At 72.7% G+C, this 22,557-nt stretch carries 20 protein-coding genes and 1 pseudogene; 12 read left to right on the top strand and 9 right to left on the bottom strand.

Going from position 1 to position 22,557, the window contains the following annotated elements; translation table 11 throughout:
* Positions 1-195, bottom strand: a pseudogene (locus tag ACWD0F_RS43795) (MarR family transcriptional regulator); the annotation flags it as partial.
* A 162-nt stretch (positions 196-357) separates the two neighbouring features.
* On the opposite strand from ACWD0F_RS43795, the gene ACWD0F_RS43800 reads away from it, so the two are divergent.
* A complete protein-coding gene (locus ACWD0F_RS43800) occupies positions 358-1,431 on the top strand; it encodes an LLM class flavin-dependent oxidoreductase (RefSeq protein ID WP_449887805.1) in 1,074 nt (357 codons plus the stop codon).
* Positions 1,428-2,915 (top strand): AMP-binding protein, encoded by a 1,488-nt coding sequence (locus ACWD0F_RS43805; protein WP_449887807.1) that lies wholly within the window; start codon positions 1,428-1,430, stop codon positions 2,913-2,915. Before ACWD0F_RS43800 ends, ACWD0F_RS43805 begins: the two co-directional genes overlap by 4 nt.
* Here the strand turns inward: ACWD0F_RS43805 and ACWD0F_RS43810 are convergent, their stop codons facing one another.
* Entirely contained in the window at positions 2,916-3,503 is a 588-nt protein-coding gene (locus ACWD0F_RS43810) for an acyl-CoA-like ligand-binding transcription factor (RefSeq protein ID WP_449887809.1), read from the bottom strand. It lies immediately after the preceding gene.
* A 99-nt stretch (positions 3,504-3,602) separates the two neighbouring features.
* On the opposite strand from ACWD0F_RS43810, the gene ACWD0F_RS43815 reads away from it, so the two are divergent.
* Complete coding sequence (locus ACWD0F_RS43815) at positions 3,603-4,754, top strand: cytochrome P450 (protein WP_449887811.1); 1,152 nt, start codon at positions 3,603-3,605, stop codon at positions 4,752-4,754.
* 31 nt (positions 4,755-4,785) lie between these two features.
* Here the strand turns inward: ACWD0F_RS43815 and ACWD0F_RS43820 are convergent, their stop codons facing one another.
* Positions 4,786-5,694 (bottom strand): cyclase family protein, encoded by a 909-nt coding sequence (locus ACWD0F_RS43820; RefSeq protein ID WP_449887813.1) that lies wholly within the window; start codon positions 5,692-5,694, stop codon positions 4,786-4,788.
* A gap of 29 nt (positions 5,695-5,723) precedes the next feature.
* Between ACWD0F_RS43820 and ACWD0F_RS43825 the strand changes: the two genes are divergently transcribed.
* The gene (locus tag ACWD0F_RS43825) at positions 5,724-6,881 is read left to right on the top strand and encodes a serine hydrolase domain-containing protein (protein ID WP_449887815.1); all 1,158 of its coding nucleotides are present in this window, start codon (positions 5,724-5,726) and stop codon (positions 6,879-6,881) included.
* A 5-nt stretch (positions 6,882-6,886) separates the two neighbouring features.
* Here the strand turns inward: ACWD0F_RS43825 and ACWD0F_RS43830 are convergent, their stop codons facing one another.
* On the bottom strand, positions 6,887-7,624 hold the full coding sequence (locus ACWD0F_RS43830) for an SDR family NAD(P)-dependent oxidoreductase (RefSeq protein ID WP_449887918.1): 738 nt from the start codon (positions 7,622-7,624) through the stop codon (positions 6,887-6,889).
* Complete coding sequence (locus tag ACWD0F_RS43835) at positions 7,624-8,214, bottom strand: isochorismatase family cysteine hydrolase (RefSeq protein WP_449887817.1); 591 nt, start codon at positions 8,212-8,214, stop codon at positions 7,624-7,626. Before ACWD0F_RS43835 ends, ACWD0F_RS43830 begins: the two co-directional genes overlap by 1 nt.
* A 168-nt stretch (positions 8,215-8,382) precedes the next feature.
* Between ACWD0F_RS43835 and ACWD0F_RS43840 the strand changes: the two genes are divergently transcribed.
* The 7 genes from ACWD0F_RS43840 (at position 8,383) to ACWD0F_RS43870 (ending at position 17,517) form a co-directional block, all read left to right on the top strand.
* Positions 8,383-10,074 (top strand): serine/threonine-protein kinase, encoded by a 1,692-nt coding sequence (locus tag ACWD0F_RS43840; protein WP_449887819.1) that lies wholly within the window; start codon positions 8,383-8,385, stop codon positions 10,072-10,074.
* 26 nt (positions 10,075-10,100) lie between these two features.
* Positions 10,101-10,463: a Zn-ribbon domain-containing OB-fold protein gene (locus tag ACWD0F_RS43845; RefSeq protein WP_449887821.1), complete on the top strand. Its 363-nt coding sequence runs from the start codon at positions 10,101-10,103 to the stop codon at positions 10,461-10,463.
* On the top strand, positions 10,460-10,783 hold the full coding sequence (locus tag ACWD0F_RS43850) for a VOC family protein (protein ID WP_449887823.1): 324 nt from the start codon (positions 10,460-10,462) through the stop codon (positions 10,781-10,783). The genes ACWD0F_RS43845 and ACWD0F_RS43850 overlap by 4 nt, the downstream gene beginning before the upstream one ends.
* Before the next feature lie 15 nt (positions 10,784-10,798).
* Entirely contained in the window at positions 10,799-12,307 is a 1,509-nt protein-coding gene (locus tag ACWD0F_RS43855) for a class I adenylate-forming enzyme family protein (protein ID WP_449887825.1), read from the top strand.
* Positions 12,304-14,394: an acetate--CoA ligase family protein gene (locus ACWD0F_RS43860; protein WP_449887827.1), complete on the top strand. Its 2,091-nt coding sequence runs from the start codon at positions 12,304-12,306 to the stop codon at positions 14,392-14,394. The genes ACWD0F_RS43855 and ACWD0F_RS43860 overlap by 4 nt, the downstream gene beginning before the upstream one ends.
* On the top strand, positions 14,381-15,130 hold the full coding sequence (locus ACWD0F_RS43865; protein WP_449887829.1) for a glucose 1-dehydrogenase: 750 nt from the start codon (positions 14,381-14,383) through the stop codon (positions 15,128-15,130). Before ACWD0F_RS43860 ends, ACWD0F_RS43865 begins: the two co-directional genes overlap by 14 nt.
* 272 nt (positions 15,131-15,402) lie before the next feature.
* A complete protein-coding gene (locus ACWD0F_RS43870) occupies positions 15,403-17,517 on the top strand; it encodes a CHAP domain-containing protein (protein WP_449887831.1) in 2,115 nt (704 codons plus the stop codon).
* On the opposite strand, the gene ACWD0F_RS43875 is transcribed toward ACWD0F_RS43870, so the two are convergent.
* From ACWD0F_RS43875 to ACWD0F_RS43890, 4 genes are read right to left on the bottom strand one after another with little or no spacing between them, the layout of a single operon-like run.
* A complete protein-coding gene (locus tag ACWD0F_RS43875) occupies positions 17,518-18,345 on the bottom strand; it encodes a TIGR03619 family F420-dependent LLM class oxidoreductase (protein WP_449887833.1) in 828 nt (275 codons plus the stop codon).
* A 22-nt stretch (positions 18,346-18,367) separates the two neighbouring features.
* Positions 18,368-19,426: an acyl-CoA dehydrogenase family protein gene (locus tag ACWD0F_RS43880; RefSeq protein WP_449887835.1), complete on the bottom strand. Its 1,059-nt coding sequence runs from the start codon at positions 19,424-19,426 to the stop codon at positions 18,368-18,370.
* Positions 19,427-19,454: 28 nt separating this feature from the next.
* A complete protein-coding gene (locus ACWD0F_RS43885) occupies positions 19,455-20,552 on the bottom strand; it encodes an acyl-CoA dehydrogenase family protein (RefSeq protein WP_449887837.1) in 1,098 nt (365 codons plus the stop codon).
* A 52-nt stretch (positions 20,553-20,604) separates the two neighbouring features.
* On the bottom strand, positions 20,605-21,573 hold the full coding sequence (locus tag ACWD0F_RS43890) for an alpha/beta hydrolase fold domain-containing protein (RefSeq protein ID WP_449887839.1): 969 nt from the start codon (positions 21,571-21,573) through the stop codon (positions 20,605-20,607).
* Between the two features lie 264 nt (positions 21,574-21,837).
* Between ACWD0F_RS43890 and ACWD0F_RS43895 the strand changes: the two genes are divergently transcribed.
* Complete coding sequence (locus ACWD0F_RS43895) at positions 21,838-22,494, top strand: dienelactone hydrolase family protein (protein ID WP_449887841.1); 657 nt, start codon at positions 21,838-21,840, stop codon at positions 22,492-22,494.
* Positions 22,495-22,557: the final 63 nt, after the last annotated feature.

Consider the following 22,557-nt stretch of genomic DNA (forward strand, 5'->3'; position numbering starts at 1 on the left):
CGTGGTCTTGTCCATGTCGCCGATCTCGGCGAGCTGGATCTGCGTCCGCTCCTCCTGCAAGGCGTGGACCAGCACACAGTGCATACGCGCCGTCAGCCCGATCTCGGCCAGTGCCGCGGCCATCCGGGTGCGCAGCACGTGGCCGGCGTGGTCCAGCAGGAACGACAGGTCCGGTCTCGTGGGAGCTGGTGCCATGGCAGTCATAGTCTGAGCCTACCAACAAGTCCCGTTCCGGATTATCTGCCAGAAACCTACAGGGGTGCGTCGGAGCGCCCCGGAGCGGAGGGTCATGCTGGCGGGGCTTCGTCGTGGTACGCTCCCAAGCGAGCGCTTGGTTTACCGCTGAGGGGCCGCCGCATGAAGTTCTCGACCTTCCACCTCTTTCACCGCTTCGACGGGCAGAGCTTCAAGGACGTCTACGACTATCACCTGGAGCTCATCGAGCTGGCCGAGGAGCTGGGGTTCGACGGGGTGCGGCTGGCCGAGCACCACTTCCGCGACTACGGCGTCGTCCCGAACCTGTTCACCATGCTCGCCCACGCCGCCGCCCGCACCTCCCGCCTGCGGCTCGGCACCGGCATCGTGGTGCTCCCCCTGCACAATCCCGTGCACGTGGCCGAGGAGGCGGCACTGGTGGACGTGCTCTCCGGCGGGCGGCTGGACCTGGGGATCGGGCGGGGGTATCAGAGCTTCGAGTTCGAGGGCTTCGGGATCGATCTGGCGGAGGCGCGCGACCGGTTCAACGAGGCGCTGGAGGTCGTGGTCGGGCTCTGGACGCAGGAGTCGTACCAGCATGAGGGGAAGTTCTACAAGACCGGCGCCGAGGTGTCGCTGGCGCCCAGGCCGCTGCAGTCGCCGCATCCGCCGCTGCACGTCGCGGCCGTCTCGCCCGAGACCGTGACCATGTACGCCGAGCGCGGCCTGCCCATCCTGGCCGACCCGGCGGCCACGTTCCGCAAGGTCGTCAAGGCGGCCGAGACCTGGCGGGAGACGGCCGCGCAGGCCGGCCACGCGGCGCAGGACGCCGACCTGGTGGTGGCGCGCAGCGTGTACGTCGCCCCGACCCAGGAGCAGGCCCGCGCCGACCAGGCCAGGTTCGAGGCGTCGTTCGACCGCTCGCGCATCTTCAACGAGCGCAGCGCCCCCATCGACCAGAAGACCGGGCGGGCCGCACAGGGCTTCGAGTACTACCAGGACCGTTACCTCAAAGGCGGCTCGGTGTCGGCCGACTTCCGGTGGGAGCAACTGGAGGTGATCGGGGATCCAGGGCGGGTGATCGAGCAGATCGGCCTGCTGAAGGAGGCCGGGTTCACCAACCTCCTGTGCGACTTCGGGAGCACCCGGCCGATGCCGCTGGAGGACATGAAGCAGGTCATGCGCTTCTTCGCCGCCGAAGTCATGCCCGCCTTCGCCTCTGGAGACCGACGATGATCCACAACCTGACGCTCTCCGACGTCCTCGCCGACCACGCCCGCAGCCGTCCGCAGGTCACGGCGGTGGTGGACGGCGCGGTCCGGCTCACCTACCCGGAGCTCGACGACCGCGTGAGCCGGCTGGCCGCCGCGCTGGCGGCGCGCGGCGTCTCGGCCGGGGACCGGGTGCTCTGGCTGGGCCAGAACGCGCACGCGGTGCTCGAACTGCTGCTGGCCTGCTCGCGTCTCGGCGCCGTCTGCTGCCCGGCCAACTGGCGGCAGTCGGCCGACGAGCTGCGTTTCGTGCTCTCCGACCTCAGCCCGGCCGTGGTCGTCTGGGAGCCGTCGGACGCCCTCCGGCCCCTGCGCGACGAGGCCACGTGGGTGGCGGCGGGCGACGAGTACGAGCGGCTCGTCGCGAGCGGCACGCCCCAGGACTTCCCCCAGGTGGCCGACACCGAGCCGGTCCTGGCGCTCTACACCGCCGCCTTCGACGGCCGGCCCAACGCCGCGCTGCTCAGCAGCGCCGCCCTCGTCGCGCACGCCACCTCCCTGCTGGTGATCCGCCAGATGGAGCCGGGCTTCACCTTCCTCAACAACGGCCCGCTCTTCCACGTCGGCACCATGATGTTCTGCCTGGCCACGCTCCAGATCGGCGGCACCAACGTCTTCACCCCCGCCTTCGAGGCGGAGGAGGTCTGCCGGCTGATCGACGCCGAGCGGGTCACCCAGGCGTTCCTGTTCGGACCGATGATCGACGCGGTGGCCAAGGCGAACGAGGCGGGCAAGTACGACCTCTCCTCGCTCAGGTTCGTCTCCCACTCGCGCGAGTGGGACGACATGATCACCGTGGACGACTCGCCGTGGTGCCGGTCCAAGATGGGCGGCTACGGGCAGACCGAGGTGGGCGGCATGCTGACCTTCCTCGGTCTGGCGCAGGGCGGGTCGGGGTTCGCGGGCCGGCCGTCGCCCCTGGTGCAGGTGCGGATTCTGGCGCCCGGCGGGGACGAGGTGCCGGCGGGCGAGGTGGGCGAGATCTGCGCGCGCGGCAAGACCCTCTTTTCCGGATATTTCGCCCGGCCCGACTTAAATGCGGTCAAGTCGCGGTACGGCTGGCACCACACCGGCGACCTCGGCCGCCGCGAACCCGACGGCACCATCACCTTCATCGGCCCCAAACTCCGGATGATCAAATCGGGCGCCGAGAACGTCTACCCCGCCGAGGTCGAACGCGCGCTCAAGACCCACCCCGCCGTGGCTGACGCGGCCGTCATCGGCGTCCCCGACCCCGATTGGCACCAGGCGGTCAACGCCGTCGTGGCGCTCGAACCGGCGGCCACCGCCACCGAGGACGAGCTCATCGAGCACGCGCGAACGTTGCTGGCGTCGTACAAGAAGCCGAAGCGGATCGTGTTCGTCGACGAGATCCCCAAACGCGGGTTCACCCCCGACTACGACGCGCTGGACGCCGCCCACGGCGGCGGCAACTATCCGGGCGCCTGATCACCGCAGCGGCAGCCCGGCCTCCAGGTGGGCCATCGCCCGGTCGAACTCGGCCGCCGCGTCCATCTCCGGATCCCGCACCCAGTCGAACCAGAGCGCCATGAGCACGCCCACGATCGCCCCCGTGACGTTGCGGATCTCCGGATCGGCGGCATCGCGTCCTTCGCGCGCCGCCAGATGCTCCTGGATGCCGCGGATGACGCCGGTGACGTTCGCCAGGCTCGCCGCCCACAACTCCGGGACGGTGAACATGAGCTTCTCCCGCTCCACGCTGTCGGCGAGCTCCTCCGGCGTCCGCCCGTCGATCATGGCCCGCATCGCCATGCGCATGGCCGCCACCGGCCCGGCCTCGGCCGGCACCGCGCGGAGCACCTCCATGAAGGGGGAGAACTGGTCGACCAGCACCAGATCCTCTTTTGTGGCGAAGTAGCGGAAGACGGTGCTGGGCGCCACCTCCGCCGCCTCCGCGATCTGCTCGATCGTCGTCGCGACGTAGCCCTGCGCACGGAACAGCCGCAGCGCCTCCTTCTGGATCAACGCCCTGGTCTTGGCCTTCTTCCGCTCACGCAGGCCCGGTCCGTCGCTCATGACTCCGCATTCTCCGTGGTACGGGTGATGCTCGTCCACTCGCGAGAGAGATCTAGCTTTCGCTATACAACTGTCAAATCGGAGTCTACTCTCATAATTATGCGCCTTCCCATCGCCCGCACGCCGGGCTGCCCCTTCGACCCGCCGCCCGAGCTGCGTGGCCTGCCGCCGATGAGCCGGCTGGAGTTCGCCGACGGCCATCTGGGCTGGCTGGCCACCACCGGCGCGACCGCCCGCGCGGTGCTGGGCGATCCCCGCTTCAGCGCCCGGCAGGAGCTCCGGCACGCCCCCGTCCACGCCGTACGCCCCGGCGGCCCCGCCAGCCCGGCCCCGCCCGGCTTCTTCGCCGCCACCGACCCGCCCGAGCACTCCCGCTACCGCCGCCTGCTCACCGGCCGGTTCACGGTGCGCAGGATGCGCCTGCTGGAGCCGCGCATCGAGCGGATCGCGGCCGATCACCTGGACGCCATGGCCGAGGCGGGGCCGCCGGCCGATCTGGTGACCGCCTACGCCCTGCCGATCCCGTCGCTGGTCATCTGCGAGCTGCTCGGCGTGCCGTACGCCGACCATGACTTCTTCCAGGAGCGCAGCAGGCGGATCGTCACCCCTGACAGCGACGGCCTGGCGGCCATGGGAGAGCTGACCGCCTATCTGGGCGAGCTGGTGCGCCGCAAACGGGCCGCGCCCGGCGACGACCTGCTCAGCGGGCTGACCGGTGAGCTGACGGACGAGGAGCTCACCAACGTCGCCCTCATCCTGCTCGTCGCCGGCCACGAGACCACCGCGAACATGCTCGCCCTCGGCGTCTTCGCGCTGCTGGAACGCGGCACGCCGTTCGAGGAGGGGGCCGTGGAGGAGCTGCTGCGCTGGTTGTCGATCCTGCATCTGGGGGCGCCGGTCCGCACCGCGCTGGAGGACGTGCGGGTGGCCGGCGAGCTGGTCAGGAAGGGCGAGACCGTGGCCCTGTCGCTGCCGGTGATCAACCGCGACCCGGCCGTGTTCGAGGATCCGGACGCGCTCCGGCCGGGCCGCCCGGAGGCGCGGCGGCATCTGGCGTTCGGCCACGGCGTGCACCAGTGCCTGGGGCAGCAGCTCGCCCGGATCGAGCTGCGCATCGGCTACCGGGCGCTGTTCGAGCGCTTCCCGGGGTTACGGCTGGCCGTCCCCGCCGCCGAGGTGCCGTTGAAGGAGGACGCCTCGGTGTACGGAGTCGAGCGCCTGCCGGTGACCTGGCCGGGCGCAACGGCCTGAAGACCGGCGATCTGGCCCGGCGAGCGGCGGCCTAAAGGATCGCCAGCGGGGTGATCGGGCTGCCGGTGCCGCCCTCGATCCGCAGCGGCGCCGCGACGAACACGAACTCCGCCCGCCCGGCCGCGCCCAGCTCCTCCAGCCAGAGCATCTCGACCAGGTGCACGCCGTGCCGGTGCAGCAGGATGAGGTGCAGGTCGTCGGCCACCGATTCGTCGGCGAGCTGGCGGTCGTTGAGCCCGCCGATCGCGGCGTTGTCCGAGGCCACGGCCGCCACGTCATGCCCGGCCAGCCAGCGGCCCGCGCCGGCGGACAGGCCGGGCTGCCCCGACCAGTACTCCTCCGGCGAACGCCGCCACACCAGCGGCCAGCCCGTACGGATCACCGCCACGTCCCCGGGGCGCGGCGTGGCGATCTCCGCCAGCAGCTCGGCCGGAATCCGGAAGTCGCCGGGCAGGTGGTCGAGACCGAGGTGGCGGGGCACGTCGAACAGCAGCCCCCTGGCCACCACGCCGCCCACGTGCTCGATGCCGCACCTGGTCGCGCCGTAGGAGCGGACGCGGGCGGCCGGATGGCCGTTGTAGAGCCGGTCGCCCGACCACATGTGGCACAGCGCGTCCATGTGGGTGGTCGTGCCGTGGTGGGTGACGACCAGCGCGTCGTCGGCCACGCACAGGCCGTCGCCGACGGGTTTGGCCCCCGCCGCGTAGTCGCCGCCGTCCACGGACATGAAGTGTTGCGGCAGCGGGCGGCCCCGCAGGTGCGGGACCGTCGTGGGCGCGGGTGAGGAGGTGGCGCCCCTGATCGGCATGGCCAGGCTCAGCACCTGGCCCGTGACCGCGCTGCGCAGGGCGTCGAGCACCACGGCGGGGGTGAGGAGGTTGAGGGTGCCCCGCTGATCATCTGGGCCGAAACGTCCCCAGTTGTTAGGCTCGTGAACCAAGTAAGCGCTCCCTTCTGTGCGGAGGTCCGATGTACTGCGATCCGCGTTTCTCCGGCGTGCGAGAGGTGTTCGAGCGGCATTTCGCCGACGGCGAGGAGCTGGGCGCGGCCTTCGCCGTCTACCACGACGGCGAGCTGGTCGTCGATCTGTGGGCCGGGGTCGCCGACCGGCACACCGGCCGGCCCTGGGAGTCCGGCACGCCCGCCCTGGCCTACTCCTGCACCAAGGCGATCACCGCGACCGTGCTGCACCAGCTCGCCGAGCGCGGGCTGGTGGACGTGTCCGCGCCGGTCGCCGACGTGTGGCCGGAGTTCGCGGCCCAGGGCAAGGGCGCGATCACCGTCGAGCAGTTGCTCACCCACAGCTGCGGGCTGCCCGTGGTGGAGGAGCAGGTGCCGGTGGCGGAGTTCGAGGACCAGGCGGCCATCGCGGCCCGGCTCGCCGCTCAGGCGCCGCTCTGGGAGCCGGGGTCGGCGCACGGGTATCACGCGCTGACGTACGGGTTCCTCGTCGGCGAGGTGATCAGGCGGGTGACGGGCAAGTCGGTGGGCGAGCTGGTGGCCGCCGAGATCGCCGGGCCGCTGAATCTGGAGTTGTGGGTGGGGGCGCCGGACACCGTCATCGCCCGTGCGGCACGGCTCAAGGCCGGCGAGCGGCCCCGGAGCGGCGGACCGGCGGTCACGGAGACGCGGCGGCCGGGAGACGTGCTGGCCGCGATGACCGCGGCCGCGGCCGACCCGCAGAGCCTGATGAACCGGGCCCTCGGCAACCCCGGCATCCACCGGCTGGAGGGCGGCGCCAACAACCCGGTCGTCCTGCGCGCGGGCTGGCCGGCGGCCGGTGTGGTCACCACGGCCAGGGGGCTGGCCGGGTTCTACCGCGCGCTGGCCGCCGGTGACATCCTGCGCCCGGAGACGCTGGCGGACGCCATCCGCCCCCGCGTGAGCGGCCCCGACCGGGTCCTGCTCCTGGACACCGTGTTCGGGCTCGGCTACATGCGGCCCTCGGTCACGTTCCTGATGCCGTCGGAGAGCGCGTTCGGGCACACGGGCATGGGCGGCTCCATCGGCCTGGGCGACGTGGACCGCGGCCTGGCCATCGGCTACGTGATGAACAAGATGGCCGACTCCATCTCGGGCAACCTGCGCGGGATCCGCCTGGTGGAGGCCGTCTACCAGGCGCTGTGAGAGGTTCACTGCATGGTCACGCCGCCGCTCACCGACAGGATCTGCCCGGTGATGTAGGCGGCGCGATCGGTGCAGAGGTAGGCGACCAGGCCCGCCACGTCGGCGGGCGTGCCGAGGCGGCGCAGCGGGATGCCGCGCGCGATCCGGTCCACGAGCCCCGGCTCGGCGGCGGAGATCCGCTGGAGCATGGGCGTGTCGGTGGGGCCGGGGCAGACCACGTTCGAGGTGACCTGCGCCTTGGCCGCCTCCCTGGCGAGCGTCTTGGCCAGGCCGAACAGCCCGGCCTTGGTGGCCGCGTAGGCGCCCTCGCCGCCGGATCCGGCGCGGGCGCCGTCGGAGGAGACGAACACGAGCCGGCCCCATCCCCTGGCCGTCATCTGGGGCAGCAGGAGCTTGGTCAGCAACATCGGCCCGCGCAGGTTGACCTGCCACATGAGGTCCCAGTGCGCCGGGTCGCTCTCGGCGAACGGCTCCACGAACGACACCCCGGCGTTGTGCACCAGGATGTCCACCGGTCCCGCCGCGCCCGCGAACTCCTCGACCGAGGCGGGCGAGGCGAGGTCCACGGGCAGCGCCCGCGCGCCGGGCAGGACCGCGGCGGTCTTCTCGGCGTTCGGCAGGTCCACGTCGGCGATCACCACGCGCGAGCCGAGCGCCGCCAGGTCCGCGGCGATGGCCGCGCCGATCGCGCCCGCTCCCCCGGTCACCACCGAGACGCGCCCGTCGAGCCGCAGGCCGTCCATCACTTCCACGCCTCGACCAGGTCGTCCGTGCCGGCGCGGGTGGCGAGCAGGCTGATGGTGTGCTTCAGTACGGCCCGCGCGTAATCCTCGGGAATGCCCGCCACCGCGTCCGTGACCACCGTCACCCGGTAGCCCAGGTTCACCGCCTCCAGGGCCAGGCCGGGGATGCCCAGGTTGAGCGAGACCCCGATCGCGACCACGGCGGAGACGTCCAGCGAGCGCAGCGTCATGTCCAGCGAGGTGCCGGTGAACGGGGAGAAGCCGTGGTGACGGCGGCTCTCCAGGTCGCCGCCGTCGCGCAGCTCCGGGATGATCTCGACGGCCGGTGAGCCCTCCAGCATGTGGCCGGGGTCCTTGAGCAGGGCGACGATGAACGGGCTGTTGCGCGCGTGCGAGCCCGCCCGGTCGGGGCGGAAGGCGGCCGTGCAGTGGATCACGGGGATCCCGGCCGTACGGGCCGTGGCGAGCAGGCGGGCGGCGTTGGGGATGACGTCGTGGCGGGCGCACGCGTCCACCAGATCCGGAAATTTCGTCAGATCGCCGACGACGCCCCTCTGCATCTCCATCACGAGTACGGCCGTGCGCTCCACCGGCGGCCCCCTTGCATTTAGCCGAGCGCTTGCTTGGGAAAATCCGAGCATAACACCCACCACATAGCGTCATAGGCCATTAACGCCGGGCGAAATATCTCAACTCGTGACAACCCGAACCCCGGGTGAGACCGTCGAACCGATGACGGCCGCATATGGGGGTTCGACTTGGTCCCTGGTTACCGCGAAGTACGCCAGCTCGGCGCCGGCCGCACCGGCCGTGTGTTCCTCGCCACCTACCAGTCGACCGGCGCCTACGTGGCGATCAAATACCTGAACGCCACCCTGCGCAGGGACGCCGAGTTCATGGACCGCTTCAGGTCCGACACCCACGAGCTGGTCGAGATCGACGACCCGAACGTGGTCCGGTTCTACGAATACGTCGAGACCCAGACACGCGCCGCCGTGGTCATGGAGCTGGTGGACGGCGTGTCACTGCGCACACTGCTGGCCGAGCACGGCAGCACCAGCCCGGAGGCCGCCCTGGCGGTGCTCAAGAGCACGCTGCTGGCCCTGGCCGTCGCGCACGAGAAGGGCGTGGCGCATCGGGACGTCAAACCGGACAACATCCTGGTCCAGGCGGACGGGACCAGCAGGCTGGGCGACTTCGGGGTCGTCGTGCACGCGGAGGAGCCGGGGGTGCCGGCGGGCAGCCCCGCGTACATGTCGCCGGAGTTGTGGACGCAGGACAGGGCCGGGGCGCCGGCGGATCTGTACGCGGCGGCGTGCGTGCTGTTCGAGACGGTCAGGGGGCGGCCGCCGTATCGGGCGTACAAGGAGGGGACGGACGGCGAGCAGGACGTCCCGGCGCTGCGGGACAAGCACCTGGTGGAGCCCGTGCCCCTGGAGGTCGCCCCCGACACGCTGCGCGACCTGCTCAAGCGCGGGCTGGCCAAGGATCCCGCGGCCAGGTACACCTCGGCCCGGCAGTTCGCCGCGGAGCTGGAGCAGGACGCGGTCGCCGGGTACGGCCCCGAGTGGGAGCAGCGCGGACGCCGCCACCTGGGCGAGCTGGCCACGCTGCTGGCCCTGCGCTTCCCGCTGGCCAACACCGATCACCCGACGGGCGCGGCGGCGATCGTCCGCGAGCGGATCTCGCGGATGCCCCGGCTGCCGCCGCACCTGTGGGTCGCGGGCGCGACGGTGGTGGCCGTGGCGATCGCGCTGGTGATCTCGGGCGGGCGGCTGCCGCCCGGGCCGGGGGCGATCCTCATGCCCCCGCCGCAGGCCCAGAACGAGAGCGAGCCCGAGCCGGTCCCCACGCCGCCCGAATCCTCCCCTGCGGCTCCCGGCCCGACCAGGACGGCGGCTCCCAGGCGGACGACCGCCGAGCCTGCGCCCGTCACGAGCTCGCCGCCCGCGCCGCCGCCCAGCAGCGCGCGGGCCGGGACCTCCGTGCCGGGTCCGGCCGTCCAGGCGGCCGGGATCGAGCGGTGGACCGGCACGGCGGGCTCGATCCGGGTCGCGGTGAACGGGGTGGGGGCGGTGCGGTTGCGGATCACGTACACGCGGCGGGACGGGGAGGAGGGAGCCGCCAGGACGGTGCGCAGGGAGACGCGCACGCTGCGCGGCAGCACGGCCTACACCAGCGGCGTCACGCACGATCCCGGGCGGGTGGCGTGCGGCGGGCGGGCCTACGTCGGGCTGCTCGTCATGACGGAGCCGGCCGCGGCGAACGGGCCGCAGGTGAGCGAGGCGGTGCTGGACGGGCCCGCCTGCGCCACCCCCGCGCCGACCCGGACGGTCCCGCCCACTCCGACGCCGACGCCGACGCCGAGCCAGGCGCGCAGCACGTCGGCCTTCGGCACTCCCACGCCGTCGGACGAGCCCACGGAGGAGCCCACCACGCTTGCCGGGTAACCAAGCGTGCGCTAGCTTGGCAAGCGATGAGCGGTGACACCTCTGCCTACCGGGCCGCCTGCGGACGCGGCGAGCTGGTCGTCCAGCGCTGCACGTCCTGCGACCGGCGGATCCACCTCCCCGAGGCCGCGTGCCCCTGGTGCGGCGGCGACGCGCTCGTCTTCGAGCCGGTCGAGGGCGAGGGCGTGGTGCACACCTTCACCGTCGTGCACCGTTCGTTCGCGCCGGGCTACCGGGGCCGCGAGCCGTACGTGCCGACCTGGGTGGACCTGCCGGCCGGCGTCCGGGTGTTCGGGCACGTGGTGGGGTGCGCGCCGGAGGAGGTGCGCATCGGGATGCCGGTACGCGTGACATTCGTGGACGACCTGCCGCATTGGAGGCCCGCGTGAAGCTGGGCAACGTGCTGATCCCCGTCGCCGACCTGGACGAGGCGATCGCCTTCTACGGGCTGCCGGTGAAGTTCCGCGACGGTGACAGGTTCGCGGCGCTGGACGCGGGCGGGGTCACCGTGGCGCTGGCCGGGCCGGCCGAGCACGTCACCGCCTCGGCCGCGCCGTCGTACAAGGTGGTCGACCTCCAGGCGGCCGTGCGGGAGATGTCGGCGCGCGGCGCGGAGGTGGTGCGGGCGCCCGAGGACGGGCCGCACGAGCGGCGGGCCGTGCTCCGCGATCCCTCAGGAAACGTCTTCGTGCTCTATTCGCCCCGCTGATCTGGAGGCACCCCCATGGCGCGATCACCCTACGGCAACTACGGCCACGCGATCCTGACCGCCGGAGCGCTGCGCACGCCCGAACGGGTGGCGCTGACCTACTGCGGCGAGCAGAGCCTCACCTACGACGAGCTCAACAAAAGCGTCAACAGGACCGCGCACGCCCTGCTCGCGACCGGGATCACGCCGGGCAGACGGGTGGCGGCGCTGCTCAACCAGACGTTGCGGGTGGCCGAGGTCTACCTGGCGCAGGCCAAGATCGGGGCCGTGACGGCGGCGCTGAACCCGTACTGGCCGGTGGAGACGCTGCGGGACGTGGTGGCGGCGTCGGGGTGCACGGCGTTCGTGTACGACGCGACGGTGGAGGACGTGGTCGAGCAGATCAGGGGCTCGCTGCCGGACGTGACGACGTGGATCGACGTGCGGGACCTGGCGGGCGCCTCGGAGGAGGAGCCGCCCTTGGGCGGCGGATACGACGACCCGCTGGCCCTCTACTACACCTCCGGCACGACCGGCCTGCCCAAGGCGGTCGTGCACACGCACGCGTCGTCGCTGGCCACGGCGCAGATCTGGCTGGACGTGCCGCGCGGGCCCGGTTCGGTGTTCGGCACCGGCGCGATCATCTGGGGCATCGGCTTCCCCGCGATCGTCGGCCCCGCCCTCTACACCGGCATGCGGCTGGTGCTGGAGCAGGACTGGGGCCCGGCGAACTTCCTGCGCGTCGTCCCCCGCGAGCGGGTCACGCATGTGTCGCAGATCCCCTCGTTCTACGCGGCCCTGCTGGGCTCGCCGGACCACGAGGACGTGGACCTGTCGTCGATCGAGGTGATCATGCTGGGCGGGGAGCCGCTGACCGCGACCATGCTCGACCGGATCAAGGCCAGGCTGCCCCAGGCGGGCGTGTTCTCCTACTACGGCCAGACCGAGGCGCCGTACACCTGCATGGGGCGCGTGGACGACGGCTCCATCCCGCTCGGCTCCTCCGGACGCGCCCGCACGGGCAACGCGGTCCGCGTCACCGGCCCGTCCGGCGCCCCGGTGATCGACGAGGTCGGCGAGATCAACCTGGCCGGGCCGCATCGGATGACCGGCTACGACGGCCTGCCGGAGCGGACGGCGGAGGTGCTGCGCGGCGAGTGGTACGTCGGCGGCGACCTCGGCACGATCTCCGCCGACGGCGTGCTGCGCGTGCTCGGCCGGCGCGAGGACGCGATACTCAAGCACGGCGTCTGGACGCAGCCCTCCGTGATCGAGGAGGCGGCCTCGGCGCTGGACGGGGTGGCCGAGGCGGGCGCGGTCGGCGTGCCCCAGGGCGCGGCGGACCAGCAGGTGCTGCTCGCGGTCGTGCCGCGGGCCGGGCACACGCTGGACGCCTCCAAGCTGGCGCTCGCCCTGGCCGACACGCTGCCGGAGCACCGGCGGCCCGACCACATCGTGGTGGTCGCGGAGCTGCCGCACTCGCAGGACGCCTCCGGCGGTCCCGGCAAGCTGCTGCGCGGGGAGATCCGCGGGCTGCTCGGGTGAGCGCTTACGAGCATGAGGTCCGCCAGCATGAGGTCAACGAGCACGAGGTCAACGAGCACGAGGTCAACGAGCACGAGGTCAACGAGCACGAGGTCTACGAGCACGAGGTCAAGGCGCTGCTGCGCGAGGCCGGGGTGCCGGTGCCGCGCGGGGTGGTGGTGGACGGCCACGACTTCTCCCCCGCCGCCGGGCTGGCCGAGCCGCTGGTGCTGAAGGCGTTCGGGCCCGGGCTGGTGCACAAGACGGAGGCCGGGGCCGTGGCGCTGGGGTTGCGGCACGCCGGCCTCGGCGCGGCGGCGGCCGCGATGCGCGGCCGGGTGCGGGCGGCCGGGTTCCTCGTCGAGGAGCAGGCCGCGACCGGCGTCGAGCTGATCGTGGGCCTGGTGCGGGATCCCGGGTTCGGGCCGGTGCTGCTCGCCGGGCTGGGCGGGGTGTGGACGGAGGTGCTGCGCGACACGGCGCTGCGGCTCTGCCCGATCTCGGAGAGCGACGCGCGCGCCATGCTGGCGTCCCTGCGCGGGTCGTCCCTGCTGTACGGTCACCGCGGCGCCCCCGCCGTGGACGTGGACGCGGTGGTCAAGCTGCTCATGACGGCCGGCGGCCCCGGTGGGCTGTGGGAGCGGCTGGAGCTGGGCGAGTTCGAGCTGAACCCGGTCATCGCCACGCCCTCCGGAGTGATCGCGGTCGACGCCCGTTACCTGCCCGCCGAGGCCCCCGCCCCGGCGCGCGGCCAGGAGACGGACTTCCGGCCGCTCTTCGAGCCCAAGGCCGTGGCCGTCGTCGGCGCCTCCGCCACCAGGCCGAACTTCGGCAACATGTTCCTCGGCTTCTACCGCGCCACGGGCGTCGCGCTGGTGGCGGTGCATCCCACGGCGGCGGAGGTGTCCGGGGTGCCGGCTGTGCCCTCCCTCGCGGCGGCCGAGGTGGACTACGCGCTGGTCGCCGTGCCCGCCGAGCGCTGTGCCGAGGTGCTGCGGCAGGCGCGCGGGGTGCCGTTCGTGCAGGTGATGAGCGGCGGGTTCGGCGAGGCGGGGCGGCCCGACCTGGAGGCGGAGCTGGTCGAGGCGGCGCGGGCGGCCGGGACGCGGCTGCTCGGGCCCAACTGCATGGGCGTGTACTCCCCGCAGGGGCGGCAGACGTTCGTCGGCGGCGGGCTCGGCCCGGCCGGGTCGGTGGCGCTGATCTCGCAGAGCGGCGGGCTCGCGGGCGAGGTGATCAAGGTCGGTGAGCGGCGCGGGCTGGCGTTCAGCCGGGTCGTCACCGTCGGGAACGCGGCCGACGTGACCCCCGCCGAGCTGCTCGGCTGGCTCTCCCGCGACCCCGGAACGCGAGCCGTCGGACTCTATCTGGAGGATCCGCGCGGCGGGCGGGAGTTGTACGAGGCGCTGTGCGCCACCCGCCTGCCCGTGGCGCTGCTGGTCGGCGGGCGCACCGGGCAGGGGCGGCAGGCGGCGGCCTCCCACACCGGCGGCATGGTCGGCGACCGGCGCGTCTGGGAGGCGGTGGCCGCGCAGGCGGGAGCGGCGCTGGTGACCAGCCAGGACGACCTGATCGGGGTGCTGGCCTACTTCCAGGCCCATGGCGCGCGCGTCCCCGAGGGGGACGGGGTGCTGGTGGTGGGGCCGAGCGGCGGCGCGAGCGTGCTGGCCGCCGACGCCTTCGACGCGGCCGGGGTGCGGCTCGACCCGTTCCCCGCCGACGCGCTGGACGGGCTCGGGCTGGCGGCGGACGGCAATCCACTCGAAGTGCCCGTGGGGCCGCTGGGCCGGGCCGGGCTCGTGCCCGAGGTGATCGAGGCGGTCCTGCGGCGGCGGCCGTACGCGGACGTGGTCGCGCATGTGAACGTCCAGGCCTTCTTCACGTACGGGGACGCGGCCGAGCCCCTGTACGCGTACACGCGGGCGCTGGCCGGCGCCGCCCGGCCCGGCGTGCGGATCACCCTCGTCACCAGGAACGGCGACTGCGCTCCCCCTGGCGTCGAGGACGAGGTGCGGCAGATCGCGGCGGCGGCGGGAATCCCCGTCTACCGCTCCATGGAGGCGGCCGCTGTGGCCGTGGCGGCAGGAGGACGTTATGGGACTGCTTGACGGCAAGGTCGCGTTGATCACCGGTGGGGCCCGCGGGATGGGGGCGGCGCACGTGCGGCTGTTCCTGGAGGAGGGGGCGCGGGTGGTCTTCGGTGACGTGCTGGACGAGGAGGGGAAGGCGCTGGCGGAGGCCAGCGGGGCCACGTACGTGCATCACGACGTGACGAGCCTGGCGGACTGGGGGCGGGCCGTGTCGGCGGCCACGGAGCTGTTCGGCAAGCTGGACGTGCTGATCAACAACGCCGGGATACTGAAATTTCGCCGCATCGACGATATGTCGCCCGAGGACTTCGATCGGGTGATCGACGTCAACCTCAAGGGCTCCTGGCTGGGCATCAAGTCGGTGATCGAGCCCATGAAGGCGGCCGGGCGCGGGGCCATCGTGAACATCTCCTCGATCGAGGGGTTCGTCGGGGCGGAGGGGTTGTCGGCGTACTCGGCCTCGAAGTTCGGGCTGCGCGGGATCACCAAGTCGGCGGCGCGGGAGCTGGCCCGGTTCAAGATCCGGGTGAACTCGGTGCATCCGGGGGCGATCAACACCTCGATGGCCATGGACCCGGACATGATGAACGAGATCGACGCGGAGACCTTCCTGAAATCCATGGTCATCAAGCGCTTCGCCAAGCCCGTGGAGGTGTCCCACGTGGTGGCCTTCCTGGCCTCCGACCGGGCCAGTTACTGCACGGGCAGCGAGGTCATGGTGGACGGGGGCCTGCTGACCGGCGCAGGGTACTGACATCTCACCACAAGGTAGATCTTTTACGGTTAAACCACCTTCGTGGGGACATATCTGGCAACCTTGCTGACCTGCGGTTTCGATCCCAGAGTGACCCGAATCTCGCTTGAGCCATGCTTGAGCTGGGATTACTCCAGGGTAACCTCAGGCAGCACCGAAGACCCAGGCCTCCGTGGTGTCACATGAGTCCCGAGTTACCCCCCTTACCCAGGACTGCGTGGACAAACACGGACTTGTCCGGAAGGTTCCCTCGTACTTCCATGACGCCAGAGATGCAGAAACTCATCGACCTGCTCGAGAGCCAGATCGGCTACTCCGAGAAGTCTGCCGGCTTCACCAAGTTCGGTGACTGGTACGGCAAGCACGTCGAGTTCGACGCTGACTACAGCGCTGCCCCGTGGTGCGACATGTACCTGTCGTGGGCCGCGCACAAGCTCGGCTACGAGGACTGGGTCGGGCAGTTCGCCTGGACGGTGGCGCACGCGAAGTGGTTCAAGGAGCAGGAGGCGTGGGGCAGGACGCCCAAGCCCGGGGCGATCGTCTTCTACGACTGGAGCGGCTCGAACCGCGTCGACAACATCGACCACGTCGGCATCGTGACCAGGGTCGAAGGCAACACGATCTTCACCATCGAGGGGAACATCGACGGCGGCGTCGCCAAGCGCAAGGAACGTGACACGAGCAAGGTGGTCGGCTACGGCTACCCGGAACGCATCAAGACCCGGCTGGACAAGGCGGCCGCGAAGAAGGCCGCGGACGGCGCGATCCAGGTCCCCGAGGAGTCGCTCAGCTCGTTGATCCCGCGTGATGCGGGGCAACCCGCTCCCCTGCCCGGCCAGTCCGCCCGCGAGGACCGGATCCAGTCCCAGACGCCCGGGCGGGGCCAGGCGCAGACCCAGGGACAGACCGACGGCCAGACCCCGGCCGAGGCCCAAGGCCTGACCCAGGACCAGGCGCAGGGACAACCCCAGGGCCGGCCCCGCGATCAAACGCAGAATCAAACGCAGGACCGAACCCAGGACCGCACGCAGTCCAAGACCTCGCCGTCGAAGTCGGCCTCCTCAGCGGACACGGGCTCGCCGGCCGACTCGGGGCCGGGCTCGGCGGCTGTGTCCGGGTCGGCGACGACCCCGCAGGCCGGCGCCTCTTCCGCGCCCACCACCGCCAAGGCGGGCAAACACGCCAAGCCGGCGACGGCGGACACCACGGCGGCGACCGCCGAGCCGCTGCCCACGCACGTGGACGCCGCCGCCGGCAGCCCGCTGCCGGGCCTCGACTCCCCTGCCCTGATCGGCACGGCCCTGGTGGCCGCCCTCGCGCTGCTCGCCGTGGCCAAGACCCGCCGCGTCCGGATGGCTCCGGCCGCCGCCGCAGCGGGCCCAGCGCCGCGCCCGGCCGGCTCCCACGCCGCCCGCCGCCGTCGTCGCCGCTTCGCGCGGAAGGCCCCGCTCCTGGCAACGGCCGAGACCACCGCCACCGGCGGCCTGCTCGCCACGAACCCGGCCTCACTCACCGCCACCCCGGCCACCCCCGGCCGCCTCACCACCCCGAACCCCCTCGGCGCCGTCACCGCCCGACATGCCCTCGGCCACGGCACGTCCTCCGACGCCTCCCGGCACAGCACCTCCTCCGACGCCTTCGGGCGCCTCACGGCCCCCGGCTCGACTCGGCCCGGCGCCGGGGACGCCGGCCGGCGCGGCGGCGCCCGGCACGCCAGGCGGGGGCGGCGGCCGCTCGACACCAGGCCGTTCGACCTCGCCACGGACGCCACGCCGGACCACGTCCCCTCGGACCTCCCCCAGCACCGCAGCGCCGCCCATCCCCTCAACCCGGCCTTCGGCACCAATGCCGCCGAGTCCCCCTTCGCCACGAACCCTCTCGAATCCGGCTTCGCCGCGACCCCCTTCGAGTCCGGCTTCGACCAGGACCCCTTCGACATGGCCTTCGATCGAGACCCCTTCGACCGGGACCGCTACGAGTTCACCGACGACACCGGCCCGATCGAGGTCGTCCTGGACACCGGCCCGCTCCAGCGCATCGTCGGCGCCGGCTCGTTCGAGCGCGTCATCATCCCGGGCGCCACCAGCACGTTCGACGCCTTCAACCGCCCCCGTCGCACCGGTGGGAACCTCTTCGACCCGTCGGGCGGCATCGGCGCCACCCACCGGGGCCGCCGCCACGCCCGCCCCGACGGAGAGCCTGCCCGCCACCCGGCCGACCACCCCGCCGAGTCTCCGGCCCGTGGCCGCCGCCACCGCGAGTTGGTCGGCGCGGGCAGCACGACCGATCCGTTCACCCAGGACGCCCCGCTGCGCGGCCGCCGCCACCGCGAGCTGGTCCGCGCGGGCAGCACGACCGAGCCAGGAAAGGGCCGCCACCGAGCCTGATCACAACTCGCCGCTGCTCCTGACGCCGTACTCGGCGGCGAAGGCGGCCAGCCGGGAGACGGCGTCCCGGCTGCGGGTCCACGGCCGGACGATCAGCCGTTCCACCCCGAGCGACTCCCAGGCGGGCACCTCGTCCGGAGCGGCCAGCGCATAGGCGTGGGCCGTCACGGGCACGCCCGCCCCGAGCCGGTCGAGCTGCGGCCTGATCGACTCGATCGTGTGCGGCATGCTGATCCACCCGTCGCAGTTCCGGGCGGCCCGGCGCAGCGCGGCCGCCGACTCGCCCCCCGCGAGCACGGGCAGCCGCCGCTGCACCGGCTTGGGCTCGAACGCGACCTCGGGAAAGGTGTAGAAGGCACCCGTATGGGCGACCACCGGCTCGGTCCAGAGCCGCCTGACCACCTCGATGGCCTCGTCCAGCCGCGCCCCCCGGCCGGCGAACGGCACCCCCGCCGCCTCCCACTCCCCCCGGTACCAGCCGGCGCCGACCCCGCAGATCGCCCGGCCCCCCGAGAGCACGTCGAGCGTGGCGAACGCACGGGCCGACACGAACGGATGGCGCAGGCCGAGCAGGTACACCGCCGTGCCCAGCCGCACCCTGGAGGTCAGCGCGGCCAGCCAGCACAGGTACGCGGGCGCGTCGAACAGCGGCGTCGTCGGCTTGATCCCCGGATCGGAGGTGCCGGGGTAGACGGCGAGCGACAAATCGGTGGCGAAGACGAGATGCTCGGGCAACCACACCGACTCGAACCCCAGCTCGTCGGCCGCCACCGCCACGTCCTTCCAGGCGTCCGGATGCAGCAGGCCGAGCGGCACACCGAACTTCACCCGCGCCACCTCCGCCGGGAAGTCATGGGTACCTCCGCAGGTCGCCACCGATGAGGGCGGTGCGCAGGCGTTCGCGGTGCACGGCCGTGGTGCCGTACGCGGCGGACAGGGACCAGGCCCGCGCGAGCCAGAACCGCAGGTCGAGCTCCTCGGTGTAGCCGATCGCGCCGTGCACCTGCAGCGCCACCCGCGCCGCCAGCGCGGCGGCGTCACCGGCGGCGGCCTTGGCGGCGCTCACATCCCGCTCGGCGACACCGTCCGGCAACGCCGGCGCGTCCACCGCCCCGTCGCCGGCCGGCAGACCTGACGCGTCCACCGACAGGACCGCCCCGTCGGCGGCGTCGTCCGGCGGACCGGACGCGTCCACCGACAGGGCCGCTCTGTGCACCAGCGGCGCGGCGAACTCCACGGCCACGGCCACGTCGGCGAGCTGGTGCTTGACCGCCTGGAACGACCCGATCGAAGCGCCGAACTGCGTCCGCGCCCGCGCGTAGGCGACGGTGACCGCCAGCAACTCCCTGGCGACCCCGATGAGCTGCGCGGCGGTCGCGACCGTGATGCGCCGCAGCGCGGGAACGGCTGAGCCGCCCAGCCCCTCCGATTCCTCGAAGGCCACCTCGAACAGCGGCCGGCTCGGATCGACGCCCGGCCGGGGCGTCAGGCGTACGGACTCCCGGGAGACCAGCCGCAGCCCGTCGTCCCGCGCCACCACCAGCAGGTCGGCGAGGTCGGCGTCCGGCGCGTACACCTGACCGGGCAGCAGCACGCTGACGCACACGGCGCCGGAGGCCGGCTTGTGCGCGCCCGCCGGCAGGTACGGCGCCGCCACGACGGTCTCCACGACCGGGCCGGGCAGGCAGGCGCGCCCGGTCTCCTCCAGCGCGGGCAGCAGGTCGGTCAGCCCGAGCCCCAGCCCGTCGGCCTCGGGCGGCAGCAGCGAGCCGAACAGGCCCAGCCCGGCGAGCTGCGCCCAGCCCGGCCGCCGCTCGGACCGGAGCGCGGCCGGCGGGCAGTGTGCCCGGAGGACGTCACGCACCGCCGCGCCCAGGGCGAGCTGCTCCTCACTGAAGCCGAAGTTCATCGCCCCACCTCGGGCACCGGCGCGCGGCTCATCGGGGCAGCCCCAGGACCCGCTCGGCGACGATGTTGCGCTGGATCTCGTTCGTGCCCGCGTAGATGGGCCCGGCCAGGGAGAACAGGAACCCGTCCAGCCACGGCGTCTCCCCCGCCCGCTCCCCCAGCACCTCCATGGCCAGGGCGTGCATGCGCAGGTCCAGCTCGGACCAGAAGATCTTCCCCATGCTGGCCGCCGCCCCCACCTCGCCACCCGCCATGATCCGCCGGGCGGTCTGGAAGGTGTGCAACCGGTACGCCTCCGCCGCCACCCAGCACCTGGCGGCCCGATCGGCCAGCGCGGGATCGGCGCGGGCCAGCCCGACGAGCCGGTCGGCGGTGGCCAGGAAGCGGCCGGGGCTGCGCAGGGCGAGGCCGCGTTCGGAGGAGGTGGTGGCCATCGCGATCCGCCACCCGTCCCCCACCTCCCCCAGCACCATCGACTCCGTCACGAACACCCCGTCGAAGTGCAGCTCGGCAAAACCGGGCAGCCCGTCGAGCTGCGCGATCGGCCGGACGGCCACGTCGTCGAGGGGGAACAGGAAGTACGTCAGCCCCTTGTGCCGCGTCCCCGAGGTGCGGAAGAGCCCGAACCCGTGCGTGGCGTACGAGGCCCGCGAGCTCCACGTCTTGTGCCCGTGCAGCCGCCAGCCCCCGGGCACGGGCTCGGCCCTGGAGGTCAGCGCGGCCAGGTCGCTGCCCGCCTCCGGCTCCGACCACGCCTGCGCCCACACGTCCTCGGCCCTGGTCATGCGGAGCAGCCAGCGGTCGCGCTGCCCGGCCGTGCCGAATCTCATCAGGGACGGCGCCAGGAGGAAGATGCCGTTCTGGGTGACGCGTGCGGGTGCTCCGGCGGCCCAGTACTCCTCCTCGAAGATCAGCCAGTCGATCAGGGACGCGCCGCGCCCGCCGTACTCGACGGGCCAGGAGACGGTGGACAGCCGCGCGCCGGCCAGCAGCGCCTCCCAGTCGCGGTGCGCCGCGAAGCCGTTGGGGGTGTCCATGGACGGGAGCGGTGCCGGCACGTGGGTGCTCAGCCACTCGCGAACCTCGGCGCGGAAGTCCCGCTCGGCCGGGGAGAAGTCGAGATCCACATAAACCAACCTAGCGCACGCTTGGTACGGCCGCCAGCCCGCCGCACCGGAGTCAGACCTGGTACGCCCGCTTGAGCGCCGCCAGCCGCGCCGCCTTGGCCCGCTTGCTGAGCTCGGCCCCCGGCACCATGCCGTCGAACCCGTGAAAGGCCCCGGGATAGAGGTGGAACTCGGTGGACACCCCGGCCCGCGCCAGCCGCAGGGCGTAGTCCATGTCCTCGTCCCTGAACACCTCCAGCTCCCCCACGTCGATGAACGCCGCCGGCAACCCGGCGAGGTCGGCGGCCCGCGCGGGCGCCGCGTACGGGGACACGTCGCCCGTGCCCCGCCGGTCGCCGAGCAGGCAGGTCCAGCCGAACAGGTTCGCGGCCCGGTCCCAGACCACCGCGTCGGTGAACTCCTGACTGGACGGGGTGGTGTTGCGATCGTCCAGCATCGGGCAGACGAGGAGCTGGAAGAGCACGTCGGGGCCGCCCCTGTCGCGGGCGAGCAGGACGGTCCCGGCGGCCAGCCCGCCGCCCGCGCTGGCGCCGCCCACGGCCAGCCGCGCGAGGTCGATGCCCAGCTCGGCCGCCGACTTGGCGGTCCACACGAGGCCCGCGTAGCAGTCTTCGACCGGCGCGGGATCCGGATGCTCCGGCGCCAGCCGGTAGTCGACGGAGACCGCGACGACGCCGAGCCGCTCGACATAGTCGATCATCATCGGGTCGTCGAACTCGGGCAGGCCCAGGATCATCCCGCCGCCGTGGATCCAGTAGAGCCCCGGCCGCGCCTGCGACGCCTCGCCGGCCGGGCGGTAGACGCGTACCCGGAGGTCGGGCGCGCCGTCCGGCCCCGGCACCTGCCGGTCCTCGATCAGCACGTCGGTCTCGGGCGGCGGGGTGGCCGAGAGGAACGCGTGGGCCTGCGCCCTGACGTCGGCCAGCTCCGCGGGCGTCATGTTCGCGAGGTCGAACGCCACAAGGGGTGACTGCTCGATCACGGCACGAAGGCCAGGGTCGAGATTGGGGTGGAATGCCATGCGTTGTCCTTCCACGGGAGGTGAGCCGTACCCCTCGATCGTCGAAGTACGCGCACCGCCGCACAACCGCTCGCCGGCGCCGATCGGCCTCCGCGTGACCGCCGTTCGGCACTCCAGTCACCCCAGCATCACCCGCCCCGCCCATCCTGACTCCGAGCGGGTTTGGATAGCGTGACCTTTGAGGGGAATGCTGATCACATGTGCCATTCCACCGACAGCAGACCGCCCGCCCCGCCGATCCAAGGCGAGGTGGCCTCGCACGACTTGACGGAGCTGACCGCCGCCGACGGCAATCGGCTGCTCGCCTATCGGGCCGAGCCCGCCGAGCCCAACGGGCGCGGCATCGTGATCCTGCCCGACGTACGCGGCCTGCATCCCTTCTACCGTGACCTGGCCATCCGCTTCGCCGAGGCGGGCTTCCGCACGATCGCGATCGACTACTTCGGCCGTACGGCGGGCCTGGGCGACCGCGGCGACGACTTCGACTTCATGACCCACGTCAAGCAGGTCACCAGCGACACGGTCCGGGCCGACGCGCGGGCCGCCACCGAGGAGCTGAGCGGCCCCGTGTTCACGGTCGGCTTCTGCATGGGCGGCGCCCATTCGTGGCGGCAGGCGGCCGAGGGCGGCAACGGCCTCTCGGGCGGCATCGGCTTCTACGGCGCCCTGCGCGCCGTCGGCAAGCCGGAGACCGGGCCGGGCGCGCCACTGCTCTTCCTCAGAGCCGGAGCCGACACCGTCACGACGCCGCAGGAGTTCGACGCGTACGAGGCCGCCCTCCACCAGGTGGGCACCGAGCACGAGATCCACATCTACGAGGGCGCGCCGCACTCCTTCTTCGACCGCACGTACGGCGAGTGGGCCGAGGCCTGCGAGGACGCCTGGCGTCAGATCCTCTCCTTCACCGAGCGGCACGCCTGACCGAGCACCGAGCGGCACGCCTGACCGAGGCGGGACGCCTGGCGGCGGGTCCGAGCGGCACGC

Source organism: Nonomuraea sp. NPDC002799 (assembly GCF_053592075.1).

Excerpts from the sequence above, each read along its gene's own strand:
- ACWD0F_RS43815 (WP_449887811.1), top strand. The coding sequence starts at position 3,603 with ATGCGCCTTCCCATCGCCCGCACGCCGGGCTGCCCCTTCGACCCGCCG.
- ACWD0F_RS43845 (WP_449887821.1), top strand. The coding sequence starts at position 10,101 with ATGAGCGGTGACACCTCTGCCTACCGGGCCGCCTGCGGACGCGGCGAG.
- ACWD0F_RS43800 (WP_449887805.1), top strand. The coding sequence starts at position 358 with ATGAAGTTCTCGACCTTCCACCTCTTTCACCGCTTCGACGGGCAGAGC.
- ACWD0F_RS43805 (WP_449887807.1), top strand. The coding sequence starts at position 1,428 with ATGATCCACAACCTGACGCTCTCCGACGTCCTCGCCGACCACGCCCGC.
- ACWD0F_RS43810 (WP_449887809.1), bottom strand. The coding sequence starts at position 3,503 with ATGAGCGACGGACCGGGCCTGCGTGAGCGGAAGAAGGCCAAGACCAGG.
- ACWD0F_RS43855 (WP_449887825.1), top strand. The coding sequence starts at position 10,799 with ATGGCGCGATCACCCTACGGCAACTACGGCCACGCGATCCTGACCGCC.
- ACWD0F_RS43890 (WP_449887839.1), bottom strand. The coding sequence starts at position 21,573 with ATGGCATTCCACCCCAATCTCGACCCTGGCCTTCGTGCCGTGATCGAG.
- ACWD0F_RS43825 (WP_449887815.1), top strand. The coding sequence starts at position 5,724 with ATGTACTGCGATCCGCGTTTCTCCGGCGTGCGAGAGGTGTTCGAGCGG.
- ACWD0F_RS43865 (WP_449887829.1), top strand. The coding sequence starts at position 14,381 with ATGGGACTGCTTGACGGCAAGGTCGCGTTGATCACCGGTGGGGCCCGC.
- ACWD0F_RS43870 (WP_449887831.1), top strand. The coding sequence starts at position 15,403 with ATGCAGAAACTCATCGACCTGCTCGAGAGCCAGATCGGCTACTCCGAG.
- ACWD0F_RS43830 (WP_449887918.1), bottom strand. The coding sequence starts at position 7,624 with ATGGACGGCCTGCGGCTCGACGGGCGCGTCTCGGTGGTGACCGGGGGA.
- ACWD0F_RS43880 (WP_449887835.1), bottom strand. The coding sequence starts at position 19,426 with ATGAACTTCGGCTTCAGTGAGGAGCAGCTCGCCCTGGGCGCGGCGGTG.